The organism is Paraburkholderia sp. BL18I3N2, assembly GCF_003001875.1.
Taxonomy (GTDB): domain Bacteria; phylum Pseudomonadota; class Gammaproteobacteria; order Burkholderiales; family Burkholderiaceae; genus Paraburkholderia; species Paraburkholderia phytofirmans.
The window spans coordinates 195,957-213,899 of the sequence record NZ_PVNC01000006.1 but is presented as its reverse complement, the minus strand read 5'-3'; the positions used below and the strand labels follow the sequence as shown (position 1 = coordinate 213,899).

Here is a 17,943-nt window from a genome sequence, read left to right as displayed (position 1 = left end):
ACGTGCGGGCCGGCCGCGCTGCGTTTCAGGATCAAGCCAGTTCGGGCGTCATGCACAACGCGAACAACTGCCTCTGGCTCGAGATGCCGAGCCGCGCATAAGCGCGCTTCTGATAGGTAATCACACTGGCAGGCTTGACGCCCATTTGCACCGCGATTTCAGCGGCGCTCGCGCCTTCGAGCGTGCCGCGCAACACATCGAGTTCGCGCGACGTGAGTGCCGGGCAAGCGCGCCTGACCCGCGCCAGCATCGCGGTGGCCGAACCCTGCTGATGTTGTCCATTCAGCGCGTAGTGGCCCTTCGCCGCGTGTGCGAACAAGTGCGCGAGGCTTTCCACGCGCTCGAGTTCGCCCAGCTGAAACACGCCATAGGCACGATCGCGATACAGATTGATCGACAGCCAGACGCTTTCCATGGGCTGCACGAGCAGCGATAGCCGGTCGGACACGTTCGGCTGCGCATAACATGCTGCGCGATACGCTTCGTTCTCGATCTCTTCGCTCTGCTGCTGGTGCAACATCAGCGCGTCTCGCGCCGGTTTGTCGTGCGGCCGGCCGATGATGGCGCGGTTGCCGTCAAGTGCATAGAAATGCGTGGCGTAGCGATCGGCGACGTCGCGCAGAAAACGGCCGCCGCGATGATCCGCGGCGGAAACCGTGCGCGGCCTCGCGTCGAATTCGTAGGCAAAGATGGTGCACTGCGAGACCGGCAGCGTATCGCCGACAGTCTTTAGAATGCTGGCAGCGAGCGCGTCGGCATCGGCATGCGAAATCGCCATGACCAGTTCGGTCGCGCGCGAAGTGCTGATCTGTTCGCCGCGATGCGGTGGAGAAATGCGCCAGGAACGCATGATGGAAGTCGGTCGCCGTGCTGTAGTTCGGTCCGGCAAGCGTAGCACAGCGCAACAGGAGACTGTTTCCGGTGGTCTGCGAAAACGCCTACCGTTGCCGAGGACGCATGATCGATCCGATGAGGCAGTTTCTCGCGGCGCATCTCGCGCGCTAGTTATGGAGGCCCGTCCAACGCTGCGCGAGACTCTCGCGGTCTACTTCCCCGTAAACGACCCGCGCTGGAACGTCACCATTCTGGGCAACTCGATCGTGAAGACCGTGCCTATGGCTTCGTCGGAATTCACGCTGACGCTGCCGCCGTGCATGCGCGCAATTTCCTGCACGATATGCAGGCCCAGCCCCAGCCCTTCGCGCGAGCGACCACCGCTATTGTTCGGGCCGAACGCCTTGAACAGATGCGGGAATACCTCGGCCGGAATCGTGCCGCGATTGGCGACCTTCAAACGCACCGACTCGACCGCCTCGCCGTCTACCTCGACGCCAATATCGCCGCCCGGCGCGCCATGATGCAGCGCGTTGCTCACCAGATTCGACACGGCTTGCCAGACGAGATCGGTATCCCACGCGCCCGACGTATTGCCGCGGCTCGCGAACACGATCTGCTTGCCGTTCTCACGCGACGCGAATTCGTCGATCACGGAGCGGCACAGCGACGCCAGTTCGATCGAGCGCGGCTGTAGCGGCAGGCGTCCGCCCTGCAAACGCGCGAGATTGAGCAGTTGGTCGACCATGCGCGCCATACGCAGCGAACTGTTCTTTACGCGCGCGGCGACGGTGGCCGACTGTTCGTCGGCTGCCGTGCGCATCAGATACTCCGCCGACGCTAGCACCGCGCCGAGCGGCGTGCGCAGGTCGTGACTGAGCACGGCCATCAGCATTTCGTTGGCTTCGAGCATCTGCCGCGTGGTGACGAGCTGCGCCGCAAGCTGACGCTTCTGCTGTTCGAGTTGCACGAACACATCGACCTTGGATTGCAGAATCCGCGGATCGAACGGTTTGTAGAGAAAGTCGACCGCGCCGGCCTCATAGCCGCGGAACGTGCGCGACGCGTCCTGCGCGGTCGCCGTCAGAAAGATGATCGGCACGTGCGAGGTGCGCGGGCTGCCACGCATCAGCGCGGCCAGTTCGAAGCCGTTCATGCCAGGCATGTTGACATCGAGAATCGCCAGCGCGACTTCGTGCTTGAGCAGCAGGTCGAGCGCCGCCGTGCCCGAGTCGGCCACCAGCACGGCGAGATCCGGCCGCGCCAGCAAGGCTTCGAGCGCCGTAATGTTGTGAACGATGTCGTCGACGATCAGAATGTTCACGGGTGAGTTCGTCATGGCATCGCGTCAGAAAGAGGCCGGCAATGCAGCAAGCCGCCGGGCCATGGTTTCGGGAGTGTAGATAAAATCCGCCGCGCCGCGTTCAATCGCGGCGCGCGGCATTTCCGGGGAAGCAGCGGTGTCGGGCGCCTGTACCCACGCCGTGCCGCCCATTGCGCGCACGCGCTTCAGGCCTTGCGCGCCGTCGTCGTTGGCGCCGGACAGCAGGAGCGCCAGCAGGCGTTCGCCATACACGGCAGCGGCCGATTCGAACAGCACGTCGATCGAGGGACGCGAAAAGCGCACGGCGGCGTCGGTCGACAGCGCAACAGTGCGGTCCACTTCCACCAGCATGTGATAGCCCGGCGGCGCAATATGCACGCGGCCCGCCATGATGCGCTCGCCAGCATCGGGTTCGAGCACCGGCAGCGCGCAACGATGCGCGAATGCATGCACCAGATAGCTCGGCGAATCGGGCGGCAGGTGCGTGACGATCATCACCGCCGGTGCAAAGCCCGCGGGCAGCGCGCTGAGCAGCACATTCAGCACTTCGATGCCGCCCGCCGAACCGCCGATCACGACGAGCTCGTAGCCGCGCGCCGCTTCGGCATCGACATTTGGCTGGACAGTTGAGCGTGACATGATGACCGGCCTAGCGCTTCTGATAAATACGTTCGGTCGGACGGAATTCGTCGAACGCTTCGTAGTGTTTGGAAAACCGCAGACTTTCCTTGCTGCCCAAACCCAGGAATCCACGCCGCACGAGCGCGTTCTCGAACAGACCTAGCGCGCGATCCTGCAAGCCGCGATCGAAATAGATCAGCACGTTGCGGCACGACACCAGATGCGCTTCGAGAAAGACTTCGTCGGTGGACAGGCTGTGGTCGGCGAACACCACGCGCTCTTTCAGCGAGCCCGCGAAGCGCGCGCCGCCATAGGCCGCATGATAGTAGTCGGACAGCGAACGCTTGCCGCCGGCCGCCAGATAGTTTTGCGTGAAGCCTTGAATGCGGTCCAGCGCGTAGATGCCGGACTCGGCGCGCGCGAGCGCGTCCGGGTTGATATCCGTCGCATAGAAGAGCGTGCGTTCGGTGAGGCCTTCTTCGTCGAAGAGGATTTTCAGCGACCAGAGCTCCTCGCCCGTGCTGCACCCCGCCACCCACACCTTGATCGACGGATAAGTGCGCAGACGCGGCAGCACGTGTTCGCGCAGCGCGAGGAAATACGACGGATCGCGAAACATCTCGCTGACCTGCACCGTGAGGTACTGGAACAGCCGCGAGAACTCGTCGCCGTTGCGCATGATGCGGTCCTGCAGCTGCGACAGCGTCTTCAGCCCGAATTCCTCGAGCGCCTGCGTCAGGCGGCGCCGCAGCGACGACATCGCGTAATGACGGAAGTCGTGCTGATACTTGAGGTAAACCGCCTCCAGCAGCAGCTTCAACTCGATGTCGAAGTCGCTGATGCGTTGCGGCGGTTCGAATTCGGACTGGCTCATTGTGTTCTCGTGTTCCTTCTACCGTTGCCGCAGCCAGACGCGGCACAGCGCGACCAGCTTGTCCACGTCGATCGGCTTCGAGACGTAGTCGTCCGCGCCGGCTTCGAGGCAGCGCATGCGGTCGTTCGCCATGGCCTTCGCCGTCAGCGCGATGATCGGCAGATGAGCAAAACGCGGATCGCGGCGAATCTCGCCCATCGCGGTCAACCCGTCCATCTCCGGCATCATGATGTCCATCAGAATCAGATGCACTTCGGGGCCGTTTTCCAGCGCTTCGAGCGCTTCACGGCCGTTGCGCGCAATCTGCAGTTTCGCACCGAGCGGCTCCAGCACGTGCGAGAGCGCGAAGATATTGCGGACGTCGTCTTCGGCCAGCAGGATCGTGCGGCCCTCGAAGGCATTGTCGCGCTGACGCACCGTGCGCAGCATGCGTTGCTGCTCGGGCGCGAGCGACGACTCCACGCTGTGCAGGAACAGGGTCACTTCGTCGAGCAGGCGCTCGGGCGACTTCGCGCCCTTGATGATGATCGACTTCGAATAGCGGCGCAGCCGGTGCTCTTCCTCATCGGACAGCATGCGGCCCGTGTAGACGATCACCGGCAACGCGGCATGCGCGGTGTTCGCCGCGAGCCGTTCGAGCAGGTCGTAGCCGGTGCCGTCGGGCAGCGCGAGATCGGTCACCACGCAGTCGAAGCTGAATTTCCCAAGATACTCCGACGCTTCGGCCAAGGTTGCAACTGCAACGATCTCGGTGTTTTCGCTTTGCAGCAATGCGCGGATGCTCTCGCGCATCGGCGCGTCGTCCTCGATCACCAGCACGCGTTTGAGGCGCTGCTGCAGACGCGCTTCGAGGCGGCGGATCGCGGCTTCCATCGTGCTGCGCGCGGTGGGCTTGAGCGTATAGCCGATGGCGCCGAGGTGCAGCGCCTTGTCGGCGTGATCGGTAGCGGAGACGATGTGGATCGGAATATGACGCGTGAGCGGATCGTTCTTCAGCCACTCCAGCACGGTCAGGCCGGAACGGTCCGGCAGGCCGACATCCAGCAGCACCGCCGCGGGGCGCATGTCGCGCACGAGCGCGAGCCCGCTGGCGGCGCTGCTTGCGTGGACGAAGTCGAAGTCGAGTTCGTGGGTCAGATCGCGCAGGATTTCGGCGAAGGCCGCATCGTCTTCCACGGCGATGATCAGACGGCCGGCGCGGGTACGGTTGTCGCGGTCGTCGGCAATCGGGCTGTGCGTGGTTTCGGATGAGTTGCCGTTGGTTAAGCCGCTAGTCAGGCCGTTGGCCGGCGTGATCACGGTGGGCTGGCTGCCGCGCGAAGGGGGGTGCGCCAGCAGCGGTTCGGGCGCGGCCTGCGCGCCGGCCGGTGCCTGAGCCGAAGCAAACACCGGCGCCGTTGCGTGGTGCGCGTCCTGGCTTGCGTTCAGTGCCGCCTCCGCATCGAGCGGCAACCACAACGTGAACACACTGCCCTTGCCGACTTCGCTGGCGACGGTGATCCGGCCGCCCAGCAAGTGCGAAAACTCCCGCGAAATCGACAGGCCCAACCCGCTGCCGCCGTATTGACGGCTGGTGGAACCGTCGGCCTGCTGGAACGCTTCGAAGATCATCTCCAGCTTGTCGGCCGCGATGCCAATGCCGGAATCGCGCACGTCGAAGCGCAGCATGCCACCTTCGGCCGGCGCGACGGACAGCGCCACCTCACCGCGCTCGGTGAATTTCACCGCGTTCGAAAGCAGGTTGCGCAGAATCTGCGTGACACGCTGACCGTCGGTGATGAAGGTATCCGGCGTGCCCGGCGAGCGGTCGAACGCAAGGCTCAAATGCCTGGCGCCGGCCAATGGCTTGAAGGTTTCCTCGAGCGCCTGCAGGGTCGCGTCGATCGACACCGTTTCGAGTTCGACCGTCACCTGACCGGCTTCGACCTTCGACAGATCGAGAATGTCGTTGATCAGCACCAGCAAGTCGCTGTTCGACGCGTGGATCGTTTCCGCGTAGCGCACCTGCTCTTCCGTCAGATTGCCGGTACGGTTCTGCTGCAGGAGCTTGGCGAGAATCAGCGAACTGTTCAGCGGCGTGCGCAGTTCGTGTGACATGTTGGCGAGGAACTCGGACTTGTAGCGGCTCGACTGTTCGAGGCGCGCCGCGTTGGCCGCGAGGTCGTCCTGCGCGCGCAGCAGATCGGACTTCTGCCGCTCGAGACGTTGCGCGTATTCTTCGAGCTGCACGTTGGTCTGTTCGAGCTCGGATTGCTGCGCTTCCAGACGCGTTTGCGATTCCATCAGCGCGCGGCCGCGCTCTTCGAGTCCTTCGTTGGAGACGCGCAATTCTTCCTGCTGCACCTGCAGTTCTTCGTTCAACTGCTGCGTCTCGGCCAACGCGTCCTGCAAACGCTCGCGGTACAACGCGGCTTCGACGAAGTCGCCCATGCTGCTGGCGATCAGTTCCATGAACTCCTGATCGCGCACGCCCAACTCGCGAATGAAGCCCAGTTCGACGACACCGTTGACCTGGCCGTCGTTTTCAATCGGCATGACGAGCAGGTTCTTCGGCGCGCTCTTGCCGGTCGCGGACACGACCTGCACGTAATCCGCCGGCACGTCGCGCAAGACCAGCGTGCGGCGCGCCAAAGCCGCCTGGCCGATCAGCGTCTCGCCTTCGGCGAAACTGCGCGCGGTGGCCTGCTCGCTTTCGCGGCTAAAACCGTAAGTCGCGATCCGGCGCAGCTTGCCCTGCTGCTTATCACGCACGTAGAGCGCGGCCACGACGGCGTCCAGATATTGGGCGAGAAAGTCGAGTATCGCGCGGCCCACCAGCAGCGAGGTAGTCTGCCCGACCACCTTTTCAGCAAGCAGGCGCTGCCCGGAGCGCAACCACACTTGCTCCTGCAGCATCTCGGTCTGTTCGGCCTGCTGGCGCAACGCGCCGTCATAGGTGGTCGACAGGCTCATCAATTCGCGGCGGCCCATCCATGCGAGCAGGCCGCTCACGCCCAGGCTGAAGAGCAGGAACACGCTCACGAGCGTGGTCGTGACGCGGCGCGTGGCTTCGCTGCGCTCCTGGCGCAGGCGCAACTCGACGTCGAGAAAATCGCCGAATTCACGGCGCGTTTCGTCGAATTCGATCTTGCCGCGCCCGCTCGCCACGGCCGCCTCGAAGTTCTGATTGCGACGGCGCGCGTCGATCATCTCTTCGGCAAAACGGCTCCAGCGTTGCTGGATCGCCTGGATCTGCTTGAGCTTTCCGACTTGCGGCGGGTTGTCGGCGACCATCTCCTGCAACGCCTCGATCTGCGTCTTGAAGCGCGGGCCGCCGGTTTCGTAGGGCGTGAGGAAGCTCTCGTCGCCCGTGATCAGGAAGCCTCGCATCGACGATTCGCGATCGACCGCGAGACGCAGCATTTCATTGGCCTGGCCGATCACGCGCTCGGAATGCTCGGCCCAGTTCATGGTCGAGACGAGATAAGCAATCAGTCCGACGAAGATGGCCATCGTGACCAGGCCGACACCCAGGGGCAAGGCAATGTTGCGGCGAATGATGCTGCGAAAACGATTCTGGTCGACGGCCTGAGATGCGGTCATTTTTTCTATCTTCGGCGGGGCGAATCGAGTCGATTCGGAATATTTTTCGGGTATTTCGCGTGATTCTTTCTCTCGCGAAGCGACGCGCGTAATCATACAGGATGGGTTTGTTTTTGAGACGTGCACATGGCGGTCTAGGCTTGCTGGACGGGCCTGTTGCCGACTCGCGCAACTTTGCGCCGCCTATCGGGTCAACCGTGCGAGGAATGCCGATCCGCTCTTCGATCATCCGATCGCCGTCCACTTTCTTCCGGTAGCCGATGCCTTCTCACGCCTTCACCGATTTCTCCCGCGCGCCCTTGCGTATCGCCCTCGCCGCCGCGTTCATGTGGCATGCCTCGTTGAGCGGCGCGGCGCAGGTTGCCGAGCCGCCCGCGGCACACGGCGGCATCGCGGCTGCCACCGTGCATGTCGAGGCGCCCACGCAAGCTTCGCCGGTCGTGCCCGTACCGCCGTCGGAGCAATATCCAACGCTCTATCGCGACGTGCAGCTCGCGCATCTCTACCCCGACAGCAAAACCTTTGCGGACATGGTGCCGCTTTCTGCGCCCGCGCACATCGCGGCTGCGTATAACGCCGCCGGGCAACGGGCCAATTTCAATCTCGCGGACTTCGTGAAGCACAACTTCACGTTGCCGACGCGCACGGCGAAGGCCTACGTGTCCGATCCGAATCAGGATGTGGTGGGCCATATCGATACGCTCTGGAACGTGCTCCGCCGCGAACCGGATGCGGCCGCGAGCCCGTGGTCCTCGCTGCTGCCGCTGCCGTACGCGTACATCGTGCCGGGCGACCGCTTCGATGAAATCTACTACTGGGACTCGTACTTCATCATGCTCGGCCTCGAACAGAGCGGACAGCATGCGCTGGTCGTCGACGAACTGAAAAACTTCGCAACCCTGATCGATCGCTACGGCCATATTCCGAACGGCAACCGCACCTACTACCTGAGCCGCTCGCAACCGCCGTTCTTCGCGCAAATGGTGCGGCTCGTCGCCGAGCAAGATGGCGACGCGGTCTACGCGCAGTATCTGCCCGAGTTGCAGCGCGAGTACGCCTACTGGATGGACGGCGCAGACGGCCTGCCCACCGGCCACGCCAACCGGCACGTGGTGCGCCTGCCGGACGGCACGTTGCTCAACCGCTATTGGGACGCACGCGCCACGCCACGCGACGAGTCGTATCGCGAAGACGTCCTCACCGCGCAGCAGACGCCGCAACGCGATTCCGCGGACCTGTGGCGCAATCTGCGCGCGGGCGGCGAAACCGGCTGGGATTTCAGCTCGCGCTGGTTTGCGGACGGCAAGACGCTCGCCACGGTGGACGTGACCTCGCTCGTGCCCGTCGATCTGAATTGCCTGCTGGCCGATCTGGAACGTACGTTGGCCAAAGCCTATCGTCTCCGTGGCGACGTCACGCATGCGGAAAATATGGAGCAGCGCGCCACCGCGCGCGCCGAAGCGATCCGCCGCGTGCTGTGGGATCCGCAACTGCAGGCATTCGGCGACTACGACTTCGTGCATCACACGCTCACGCACAGGCTCACAGCCGCGACGGTGTTTCCGCTGTATACGGGGATAGCGACCCGTCAGCAGGCGAAGACTGTCGCCGCGACCTTGCAGCGCGAACTACTGCGCCCGGGCGGGCTCGCCACCACGCAAACGGTGACTGGCCAGCAGTGGGACGCGCCGAATGGCTGGGCGCCGTTGCAGTATCTGGCGGTGATCGGCTTGCGGCGTTACAGCGAAATGGCGCTCGCGCAAACCATCGCGACTCGCTGGATCAGGACCAATGTGTCGTACTACCAGCACACGGGTAAGCTCGTCGAGAAATACGATATCGACGCAGCCGCGCCAGGCGTCTCGGCCGGTGGTGGCGAGTATCCGCTGCAGGATGGCTTCGGCTGGACCAACGGCGTGCTGCGCGCGTTGCTCGTGCTGTATCCGCAAACAGTGCAGGCGTCGCGCCCTAGCGATATTGCCGAAGGTCCGGCGGGCGTGTCGGCGGCTGCCGCTTCGGCCGCAGCCGCGCCGAAGAATACGCATCGGCTGCATGGCACGCGGGTGAATCCTTAACGCTCTTTACGCTGCAACTTAAAAAAGACCCGGCCGGTGCGAACCAGCCAGGTCTTTTAGCGACTCACCGCACGCTCAAGCCGGCACGGTCTCGGCCTGCTTCGCCCGCGACCACACGCGATGCTGCTCGGCCGCCTTGATGAAGGCCTTCAGTACGTCGGCGGCCTGTTTGTCGTCGCCGGTGGCAACACCGTCGGCGTTGTCGGGCAAGTGCGCGGCAGTGAGCACGTCACGTCCCGCGCCGATCGCCGCGATCGCCTTCAGATGCTTGAACGCCTCGAGCACGAAATGCCGCGCGTCGCCGGACTGCGCCAGCGTCTTCGCGCCCTTGTCGCCGCCCACCACGATCACCGCGTCGAACATGATCGACGGCAAGCCGGCAATCGTGGCGTCCGGCGCCATGCCGTCGATCGCGGCAAGCGTCGGCGCAATCAGCATGGGCACCGCGCCCTCGCCTTGCAGCGCCTGCTGAAGCGTCTTGATGGCGGCGCCATCGGAACCCGGCGCGGCGAGCAACGCAATCTTGCAGGTTTTGATGCCTGGCTGCACGCGGTTGAGCAAGCTCAGCGCGGGCGATTCCTTGGGGCCGGTCAGCTTCGCCGTGCCTTTCTTCGGCGCGGGCAATCCGAGCCCTTCGGCCACCTGCGCCGCAAGTCCCGCGTCGAAGTTGGCGAGAATCTCGTTCACCACGCGCGCGCGAATCTCGGGCTTCGTCACCTTGCCGAGTTCGAACTGGTACGCCGCGGCGATGTGGTCTTTCTCAGGCTGCGACATGCTGTTGTAGAACAGCGCGGCCTGCGAGAAATGATCGGCGAACGATTCGCTGCGCACACGTATCTTGGTGCCTTCCACACGCTCCTGATAACTTTCGAAGCCGCCGTCGGACGGCGCCGGATCGGTTTCCTTCGGCCAGCCGCCGCTCAGCGAATTCGGCTCATACGAGGCCTGGCCGACATTGATCGTCTGGCGGTGCATCGCGTCGCGCTGGTTGTTATTGAACGGGCAGACCGGCCGGTTGATCGGAATTTCGTGGAAGTTGGGGCCGCCCAGCCGGCTGATCTGCGTGTCCGTGTACGAGAACAAACGGCCTTGCAACAGCGGATCGTTCGAGAAATCGATGCCCGGGACGATATGCCCCGGATGGAACGCGACCTGTTCGGTCTCGGCGAAGAAGTTGTCCGGGTTGCGATTGAGCGTCATCTTGCCGATGATCTTGACCGGCACGAGTTCTTCCGGAATCAGCTTGGTCGGATCGAGCAGGTCGAAATCGAATTTGTGCTCGTCGGCTTCTTCAATGATCTGCACGCCGAGTTCGAACTCGGGGAAGTTGCCCGATTCGATCGACTCCCACAGATCGCGCCGATGAAAGTCCGGATCCTTGCCGGCCAGTTTCTGCGCTTCGTCCCACAGCAGCGAGTACGAGCCCAGCACCGGGCGCCAGTGGAATTTGACGAAGCGTCCCTTGCCTTGCGCATTCACGAAACGGAACGTGTGAATGCCGAAGCCTTCCATGGTGCGCAGGCTGCGCGGAATCGCGCGGTCCGACATGGTCCAGAGCACCATATGCGCGGACTCGGGCACCAGCGAGACGAAGTCCCAGAACGTGTCGTGCGCGGAGCCGCCGGTCGGCATCTCGTTCGGCGCTTCCGGTTTGACCGCGTGGACGAAGTCGGGAAACTTGATGGCGTCCTGAATGAAGAACACCGGCATGTTGTTGCCGACCAGATCGTAATTGCCTTCCTGCGTGTAGAACTTCACGGCGAAGCCGCGCACGTCGCGCACTGTGTCGGCGGAACCGCGCGGACCCTGCACCGTGGAAAAGCGCACATAGACCGGCGTCTGGACAGCGGGGTCCTGCAGGAACGCGGCCTTGGTGTATTCCTTCATCGACTCGTACACCTGAAACACGCCGTGCGCCGCCGAACCGCGCGCATGCACGATGCGCTCGGGAATGCGTTCGTGGTCGAAGTGCGTGATCTTCTCACGCATGATGAAATCTTCGAGCAGCGAGGGGCCGCGTGGACCGGCGCGCAGGCTGTTCTGATTGTCGGAGATCTTGACGCCCTGATTGGTTCTCAGCGCCTCGCCTTCCGGACTGACGCGAAACTGTTCGAGATCCTTCGATTTCGGATCGGCTTGCGAGTCAGTCGCCTGCGCGTTCTTCGCTGCGGGCTTTTGCGTAGTCGTTTTACCTGCCATGAGAATCTGCTCCTTGCGTTCGGGGACGTGCCGGTGGGGAAATCCAGTCTGACGCATCGGAACAAGGCAGCAATCGATATACCCGCGTCGGTTCGTCGCCAATCACGCTTGCTGGCACACGAGCGATGCTGGACGCGCAATGCGGCTGGCGCGCCACAAATTGCGCGCCGCCGTCCATCCATGGAAGCGCAAAAGAGCGATCAGAAGCGGTAATTGATCGAAATATCGGCTACGCCGTTGGCTTTGCGGTGCGTGACCGGACTATTGCCCGCACTGCCCACCAGTTGTTCGAAGGCGCCGTCCGCGGTGGCGAACCAGTGCTTGTCGAACAGCCATATGGCGCTGACGCCGAAGCCCACCGATTTGAAGCCCGCGCTCGCGTGGTACTGCGAGTATTTCGAATTCGCCGCCTGAGTCTGATTCACGCCGAACCAGCTATTCATGTAAGTGGAGTCCGCCAGCGTCACGTTCGGACCGGCGAACCAGAAGAACTTCTCGGTGCTGCCCGGCATTGGCATATAGGCGCCGAGATCGCCGATCCAGCCGTTCGAGCCGCCGAAATAGCGCCTGACGTCCGCACGCAGCACGAGCGGGAAATCCTTCGAGACCACATACTCGCCGGACAGCTTGACACCCGGCGCGAGGTTGATATTGCCGAGGCCGTCCAACTCTTGCGGGTCGTCGTGACCGCGGCGTCCGAGATCGTAGACGGCGGCAAGACTTGCGCGCCAGTTCTCGCCTTGCGCGAAGTTGACTCCAAACCCCTCGCCGCTCGATAAGAAGAACAGATCCTTGTAACGCACGTCGATGCTGGGTCCCGCCACCAGGTGATACCGGTCGGAACCCTCATAGCGCGGCTGGAACGACGTCGCCGCGCCAACCCGCACCTGCCAGTCCGGAATATTGGGTTGCCACATCTTCTGTAGTGGAATGCCGACCGAGTATTGCCATTCGCCCAGTGGCGAGGGCGTCTGCGCCGAGGCCGAATCCGGTATGACAGCGACGCCGCCGATGGCCACCGCCACCAGGGAAGTTGCCGCGATGCCTGTTTGTTTATTGCGGGACTTGCCGCCCCGCTTTCTACGGCTGTTAAACACCAGAAGCCTCCGATCTCGCATATCGCGAAGGGGTTATGTTCTCTCCCCGGGATCCGCAAGGGATAAAAAAGCACCCGGGCAACCGCCGCATTACTACTTGCGGTATGTAATTTTTTCAGCGAATGACACGCATCGCTCGGCGAATCACACGACCCGCATTTGGTCAGAATGCCCGTAAATAGAGGCATTTGTCTGAACAGAACGGTACGAAAGATTTGCCGACGGACGCACTAGTGCAAAATGCGGGCCTAGTCGCTGGAGAACGAGCTCGGATCGGCTGAAGACAAAGACGTGAATACGCGGACGCGGATGCGGATGCAATGAGCAAGACACGGCCGGCACCGTACGAAGCGGCGCCGGGCACACTCGTGGCCTACTGCGATGCTTCGACCAGCACCGGCTTGTCGCGATACAGATTCGGGAACAGACGCTTCAGGTTGGCGACCTTCGGCATGTCGTTGATCGCGATATACGCCGAGTTGGGATGCAGCGTCAGATAGTTCTGGTGATACGACTCAGCCGGATAAAAGCCCTTGAACGGCTCGGTCTTCGTGACGATCGGCGCGGGGAAGGCGCGCGCCTTGTCGAGTTGCGCGATATAGCTTTGCGCGACGCGCCGCTGCGTATCGTTTAGCGGAAACACCGCCGAGCGGTATTGCGTGCCGCTGTCCGGTCCCTGGCGGTTCAACTGCGTCGGGTCCTGAATCACGGAGAAATACACCTGCAGCAACTGGCCGTAAGTGACCTTGGTAGGATCGAACGTGACCTGCACCGACTCCGCGTGCCCCGTCTCGCCGCCGCTGACCGTTTCGTACTGCGCGGTATCGCGCTGGCCGCCCGAGTACCCCGAGACGGCCTTTGTGACACCACGCACGTGCTGGAACACCCCCTGTACGCCCCAGAAGCAGCCACCGGCGAAGACCGCGGTCTCTTCGTGCGCGGTCGTGGCGGACACCGGTTCGTCGAGCGCCGGTGGCGCGATCACGACGGCGGCCTCCGATGAAAACGCCATGCGCTGCGCCAGCAGCAGCGCGAGCGCGCCGAATCCGACCGACAGTGAAATCGCCGCCAGGCGCGAGCGCGCTGGCCTGCCGTCGATGCGTTTTTCGAACTTCGTCATGATGGTCACCCTGCTTTGCTGAACTCACGCGCCCGCTGTGGGCGTAAATGTCATCGCCAGACCGTTCATGCAGTAGCGCAGGCCGGTCGGCTTGGGGCCGTCGTCGAACACGTGGCCGAGATGGCCGCCGCAGCGCCGGCATAGCACTTCGTCGCGCGTCATGCCGAACGACTTGTCGGTATGCGTAATGACCGCGTGATCGAGCGGTTGCCAGAAACTCGGCCAGCCCGTGCCGCTGTCGAACTTGGTCTTCGACGAGAACAGCGGCAGTTTGCACCCCGCGCACGCAAACGTGCCGGCGCGGTGCTCGTCGTTCAACGGACTGGTGAACGGGCGCTCCGTGCCCGCCTCGCGCAGCACGCGGTATTGCGCGTCGGTCAACAATTTGCGCCACTCGGCGTCGCTGTGCGTGACCTCGTAGGCAGCGGCCGCGCTGCCGCCTGGCGCTTGTGCCGGCTGCGCCGCGCGCGCCGTGCGCCACACCGAGGCGCCGCCAGCCAGCGACAGCGCACCGATTAACCTGAAGAATATCCGTCTGTTGCAAGCCATGATGATCGCTCCGGAAAGTCCGTACCGTTCACCCGTTCCCGGCGCCGACCGCGCCGCCCGCGAGTGGTCCCAATGCTTGGTCGCACGAGAGCGGGATAAATGACAGCATGCGCGTCTTTTCGTGTCACGGTGACTGCCGCAATGGCAATTACAGCGGAAATTTCGTGGTCGAGAGGATTTCCTTGAGCACCATGAACGAGCGGATTTGCCGAACGCCCGGCAGATAGAGCAACTGCTCCGCGTGCAGACGGTTGAAACTGTCGCTGTCGCGTGTGCGGATCGTCATGAAGTAGTCGAATTCGCCGGTCACGACGTGGCATTCCATGCAGCCGGCCACCTTCTGCGCCGCTTTTTCGAACTCGGCGAACGACTCCGGCGTGGAGCGGTCCAGCACCACGCCGATGATCACCAGCATCCCCGCCCCCGCCGCCTTCGGGTCGATCAATGCGACGACGCCGCGGATCAGTCCGGACTCCTTGAGCCGCTCCACCCGCCGCAAACACGCCGGCGCGCTCAGCTTGACCTTCGCCGCGAGCGCGACGTTCGAAATCGACGCGTCGGTTTGCAACTGACGCAAGATCGCGCGGTCGATGCGGTCGAGCGCCTGCAGCGGGTCGGCCGGGACCGTGGCGGTTGCCACGGCTGTCGGGGTGCTGCGAATTTTTGTTGCGTTCATGGGTTCCTATACATTCAATTTCTTAATCGGTTCACGGTTTTGGTGTTTTAAAAGTATGCCTACGCCAATTTTTTCGCAAGCTCATTTCCAGCTGTTTTCCCTACCATTTGATCAACGCGACGGGATGCCGTTCGCGCCCCACTTACCCCGACCACGGAGCTGCCATGAACCTGCAACGATTCCCTCGTTACCCGCTGACCTTTGGGCCGACGCCGATCCAGCCGCTCAAGCACCTGAGCGAGCACCTCGGCGGCAAAGTGCATCTGTATGCGAAACGCGAAGACTGCAACAGCGGCTTTGCGTTCGGCGGCAACAAGACGCGCAAGCTCGAATACCTGATCCCCGAAGCGCTCGCGCAGGGCTGCGACACGCTGGTGTCGATCGGCGGAATCCAGTCCAACCAGACGCGCCAGGTGGCGGCCGTGGCGGCGCATCTGGGCATGAAGTGCGTGCTGGTGCAGGAGAACTGGGTGAACTACTCGGATGCGGTCTACGACCGGGTCGGCAACATCCAGATGTCGCGCATCCTCGGCGCCGACGTGCGCCTTGTGGCCGATGGTTTCGACATCGGCTTTCGCAAGAGTTGGGAAGATGCGCTGGAAAGCGTGCGGACCGCCGGCGGCAAGCCGTATGCAATTCCGGCCGGGTGCTCCGACCATCTGCTCGGCGGACTCGGTTTCGTCGGTTTCGCGGAGGAGGTTCGCCAGCAGGAAGCGGAATTGGGCTTCAAGTTCGACTATATCGTCGTGTGTTCCGTGACCGGCAGCACGCAGGCCGGCATGGTAGTGGGTTTCGCCGACGACGGCCGCGCCGAGCGTGTGATCGGCATCGACGCGTCGGCCAAGCCCGAGCAGACGCGCGAGCAGATCACCCGCATCGCGAAGCGAACCGCGGAACAGGTCGGCCTGGGACGCGATATCACCAGCAAGGACGTGGTGCTCGACGAGCGCTTCGGCGGCCCGGAATACGGTTTGCCCAATGACGGCACGCTGGAAGCGATCCGGTTGTGCGCGCGCCTGGAAGGCGTGTTGACCGATCCCGTCTACGAGGGCAAATCCATGCACGGCATGATCGAGATGGTGCGCAACCGCGAATTCCCCGAAGGTTCGCGCGTGCTGTACGCGCACCTCGGCGGCGTGCCCGCGCTGAACGGCTACAGCTTCATTTTCCGCAACGGCTAAACCAGCCGCTTGCTCAAATGCTCCCTCAGGAATTCCACGAATGCCCGGATCGTGAGGGAGCTTTGCCTGTGCTGCGGATACACCGCGTAGACGCTCGTCGCGCTGGGCAGGAATGCTTCGAGCACTGGCACGAGCTGGCCACTTTTAAGCGCATCGGCGACGATAAAGTCAGGAAGCCGAACAATCCCCAGGCCGGCGACGGCCGCATCGCGCACCAGCTCGCCATTATTGGCGCGCAACGGTCCGTGGACCTCGACGCCTTTCGTCACGCCATCGATAACAAACTCCCAGCTCACCGCGCCGCCGTGCCCGTATAACAGACACGAATGGCGCTCCAGATCGCCGGGCACCTTGGGCGCGCCACGGCGCCGCACATAACCGGGACTGCAGCAGGCCACCATCCGGATATCCACGAGCTTCTGTCCGATCAGCGTGGAATCCGGCAAGCTGCCGATCCGGATCGCCATGTCGAAGCCTTCGCCGACCACATCCACCGTGCGGTCGCTCAATTCCATCTCGAAGCGCACGTCGCCGTGCTCGCGCAGAAACATCGCCACGAGCGGCGACAGATGCGCCATGCCGAACGACATCGGCGCGCTCACGCGCAGCAGCCCGCGCGGCCCGGCGCGCCGCAGCGACATGGCCTGCTCGGCGTCTTCCACTTCGCCGAGGATGCGTTTGGCGCGCTCGTAAAACTCCTGCCCGAGGTCGGTCACCGCGAGCTTGCGCGTATTGCGGATCAGCAACGGCACGCCGAGCGTTTCCTCCAGCGCCATCACCCGGCGGCTGACGAACTGCTTCGACAGCGACAGGCGGTTGGCGGCGGCCGTGAAGTTGTGCGCGTCGACCGTGGCGACGAAGATCCGCATGTCATCGAGTTGCATTGTATTGTCCACTCCACAGTGACAGTGTTTCCGTTTTCAGGTCGATTATACCGATGTGGATTGACCTACACTCTCATTCATGGATCGCGGACAAACATCTGGCCGGATCGCACAACCCAAGGAGAAAAAAGATGCTTGAAATCAGACACGCCAATCAACGCGGCCGCGCGGAGCACGGCTGGCTCAGCTCGCGTCATACGTTTTCCTTCGCTAACTATCACGATCCGAAGCAGAACGGCTTCTCCGACCTGCTTGTGATCAACGACGACCGCGTTGCGCCGGCGCAGGGCTTCGGCAAGCACCCGCACCGCGACATGGAAATCTTTTCGTACGTGCTGGAAGGCGCGCTGGAGCATAAGGACACGATGGGCACCGGCTCGGTGATCGTGCCTGGCGACATCCAGTTGATGAGCGCGGGAACCGGCGTCGCGCACAGCGAATACAACCATTCGAAGAGCGACCCGGTGCACTTTCTGCAAATCTGGATCGCGCCGGGACAGAAGGGTACGACGCCGCGTTATCAGCAGCGTCACTTCGGCGCGGATCAGAAGCGCGGTGTTTTGCGCCTCGTGATCTCGCCGGACGGTGCGGACGATTCGTTGACGGTGCAGCAGGACACGCGGGTCTATGCGGGTCTGTTCGACGGCGATGAAACGGCGCGTCTCGAACTGGCGACCGACCGCTATGCGTATGTCCACGTGGCGCGCGGCAGTGTGACTGTGAACGGCGTCGAGTTCAAAGAAGGCGATGGTGCGCGTGTGCGCGGCGAAGAAGCGCTAACCTTCACGCAAGGCCACGATGCGGAAGTCCTCGTTTTCGACTTGCGCAACATCGAGATGTCGGAGTTGTGGGCTTGAACGGCCGAATGAACTAAGTACGGGCTCGCCGGAAACAGTCCGGCGAGCCACCCTCTTCTTTCCCTGTCGA

The 17,943-nt window shown here is 63.1% G+C and carries 14 protein-coding genes; 3 read left to right on the top strand and 11 right to left on the bottom strand.

The window, feature by feature from the left end; translation table 11 throughout:
- Positions 1 to 31: 31 nt before the first annotated feature.
- From B0G75_RS18720 to B0G75_RS18700, 5 genes are all read right to left on the bottom strand, one after another.
- The gene (locus tag B0G75_RS18720; RefSeq protein WP_106308539.1) at positions 32 to 850 is read right to left on the bottom strand and encodes a helix-turn-helix transcriptional regulator; all 819 of its coding nucleotides are present in this window, start codon (positions 848 to 850) and stop codon (positions 32 to 34) included.
- A 195-nt stretch (positions 851 to 1,045) separates the two neighbouring features.
- Positions 1,046 to 2,173: a hybrid sensor histidine kinase/response regulator gene (locus B0G75_RS18715; protein ID WP_106308536.1), complete on the bottom strand. Its 1,128-nt coding sequence runs from the start codon at positions 2,171 to 2,173 to the stop codon at positions 1,046 to 1,048.
- A 9-nt stretch (positions 2,174 to 2,182) separates the two neighbouring features.
- A complete protein-coding gene (locus B0G75_RS18710) occupies positions 2,183 to 2,797 on the bottom strand; it encodes a chemotaxis protein CheB (RefSeq protein ID WP_106308533.1) in 615 nt (204 codons plus the stop codon).
- Positions 2,798 to 2,807: 10 nt separating this feature from the next.
- Positions 2,808 to 3,653, bottom strand: coding sequence for a protein-glutamate O-methyltransferase CheR (locus B0G75_RS18705; RefSeq protein ID WP_106308531.1), 846 nt, complete (start codon positions 3,651 to 3,653; stop codon positions 2,808 to 2,810).
- 18 nt (positions 3,654 to 3,671) lie between these two features.
- Positions 3,672 to 7,235 carry a response regulator gene (locus tag B0G75_RS18700; protein WP_106308528.1) on the bottom strand — a complete coding sequence of 1,188 codons (3,564 nt, stop codon included), beginning with the start codon at positions 7,233 to 7,235 and terminating at the stop codon, positions 3,672 to 3,674.
- 260 nt (positions 7,236 to 7,495) lie between these two features.
- On the opposite strand from B0G75_RS18700, the gene treF reads away from it, so the two are divergent.
- Positions 7,496 to 9,310, top strand: a complete 1,815-nt coding sequence (gene treF / locus B0G75_RS18695; RefSeq protein WP_106308525.1) for an alpha,alpha-trehalase TreF — start codon at positions 7,496 to 7,498, stop codon at positions 9,308 to 9,310.
- A gap of 75 nt (positions 9,311 to 9,385) precedes the next feature.
- Here treF and katE read toward each other — a convergent pair whose 3' ends face one another.
- From katE to B0G75_RS18670, 5 genes are all read right to left on the bottom strand, one after another.
- Positions 9,386 to 11,509, bottom strand: a complete 2,124-nt coding sequence (gene katE / locus B0G75_RS18690; protein WP_106308521.1) for a catalase HPII — start codon at positions 11,507 to 11,509, stop codon at positions 9,386 to 9,388.
- Between the two features lie 200 nt (positions 11,510 to 11,709).
- Positions 11,710 to 12,606 (bottom strand): MipA/OmpV family protein, encoded by an 897-nt coding sequence (locus B0G75_RS18685; RefSeq protein ID WP_106308519.1) that lies wholly within the window; start codon positions 12,604 to 12,606, stop codon positions 11,710 to 11,712.
- A 373-nt stretch (positions 12,607 to 12,979) separates the two neighbouring features.
- Complete coding sequence (gene msrA, locus B0G75_RS18680) at positions 12,980 to 13,726, bottom strand: peptide-methionine (S)-S-oxide reductase MsrA (RefSeq protein ID WP_106308515.1); 747 nt, start codon at positions 13,724 to 13,726, stop codon at positions 12,980 to 12,982.
- Between the two features lie 24 nt (positions 13,727 to 13,750).
- On the bottom strand, positions 13,751 to 14,275 hold the full coding sequence (gene msrB, locus B0G75_RS18675) for a peptide-methionine (R)-S-oxide reductase MsrB (protein WP_106308512.1): 525 nt from the start codon (positions 14,273 to 14,275) through the stop codon (positions 13,751 to 13,753).
- Positions 14,276 to 14,423: 148 nt separating this feature from the next.
- Complete coding sequence (locus B0G75_RS18670) at positions 14,424 to 14,951, bottom strand: Lrp/AsnC family transcriptional regulator (RefSeq protein WP_106308509.1); 528 nt, start codon at positions 14,949 to 14,951, stop codon at positions 14,424 to 14,426.
- A 164-nt stretch (positions 14,952 to 15,115) separates the two neighbouring features.
- On the opposite strand from B0G75_RS18670, the gene B0G75_RS18665 reads away from it, so the two are divergent.
- Entirely contained in the window at positions 15,116 to 16,132 is a 1,017-nt protein-coding gene (locus B0G75_RS18665; protein WP_106308506.1) for a 1-aminocyclopropane-1-carboxylate deaminase, read from the top strand.
- Here the strand turns inward: B0G75_RS18665 and B0G75_RS18660 are convergent.
- Complete coding sequence (locus tag B0G75_RS18660; protein WP_106308503.1) at positions 16,129 to 17,016, bottom strand: LysR family transcriptional regulator; 888 nt, start codon at positions 17,014 to 17,016, stop codon at positions 16,129 to 16,131. The genes B0G75_RS18665 and B0G75_RS18660 overlap by 4 nt on opposite strands.
- Before the next feature lie 131 nt (positions 17,017 to 17,147).
- Between B0G75_RS18660 and B0G75_RS18655 the strand changes: the two genes are divergently transcribed.
- Positions 17,148 to 17,873, top strand: a complete 726-nt coding sequence (locus B0G75_RS18655; protein WP_106308500.1) for a pirin family protein — start codon at positions 17,148 to 17,150, stop codon at positions 17,871 to 17,873.
- Positions 17,874 to 17,943: the final 70 nt, after the last annotated feature.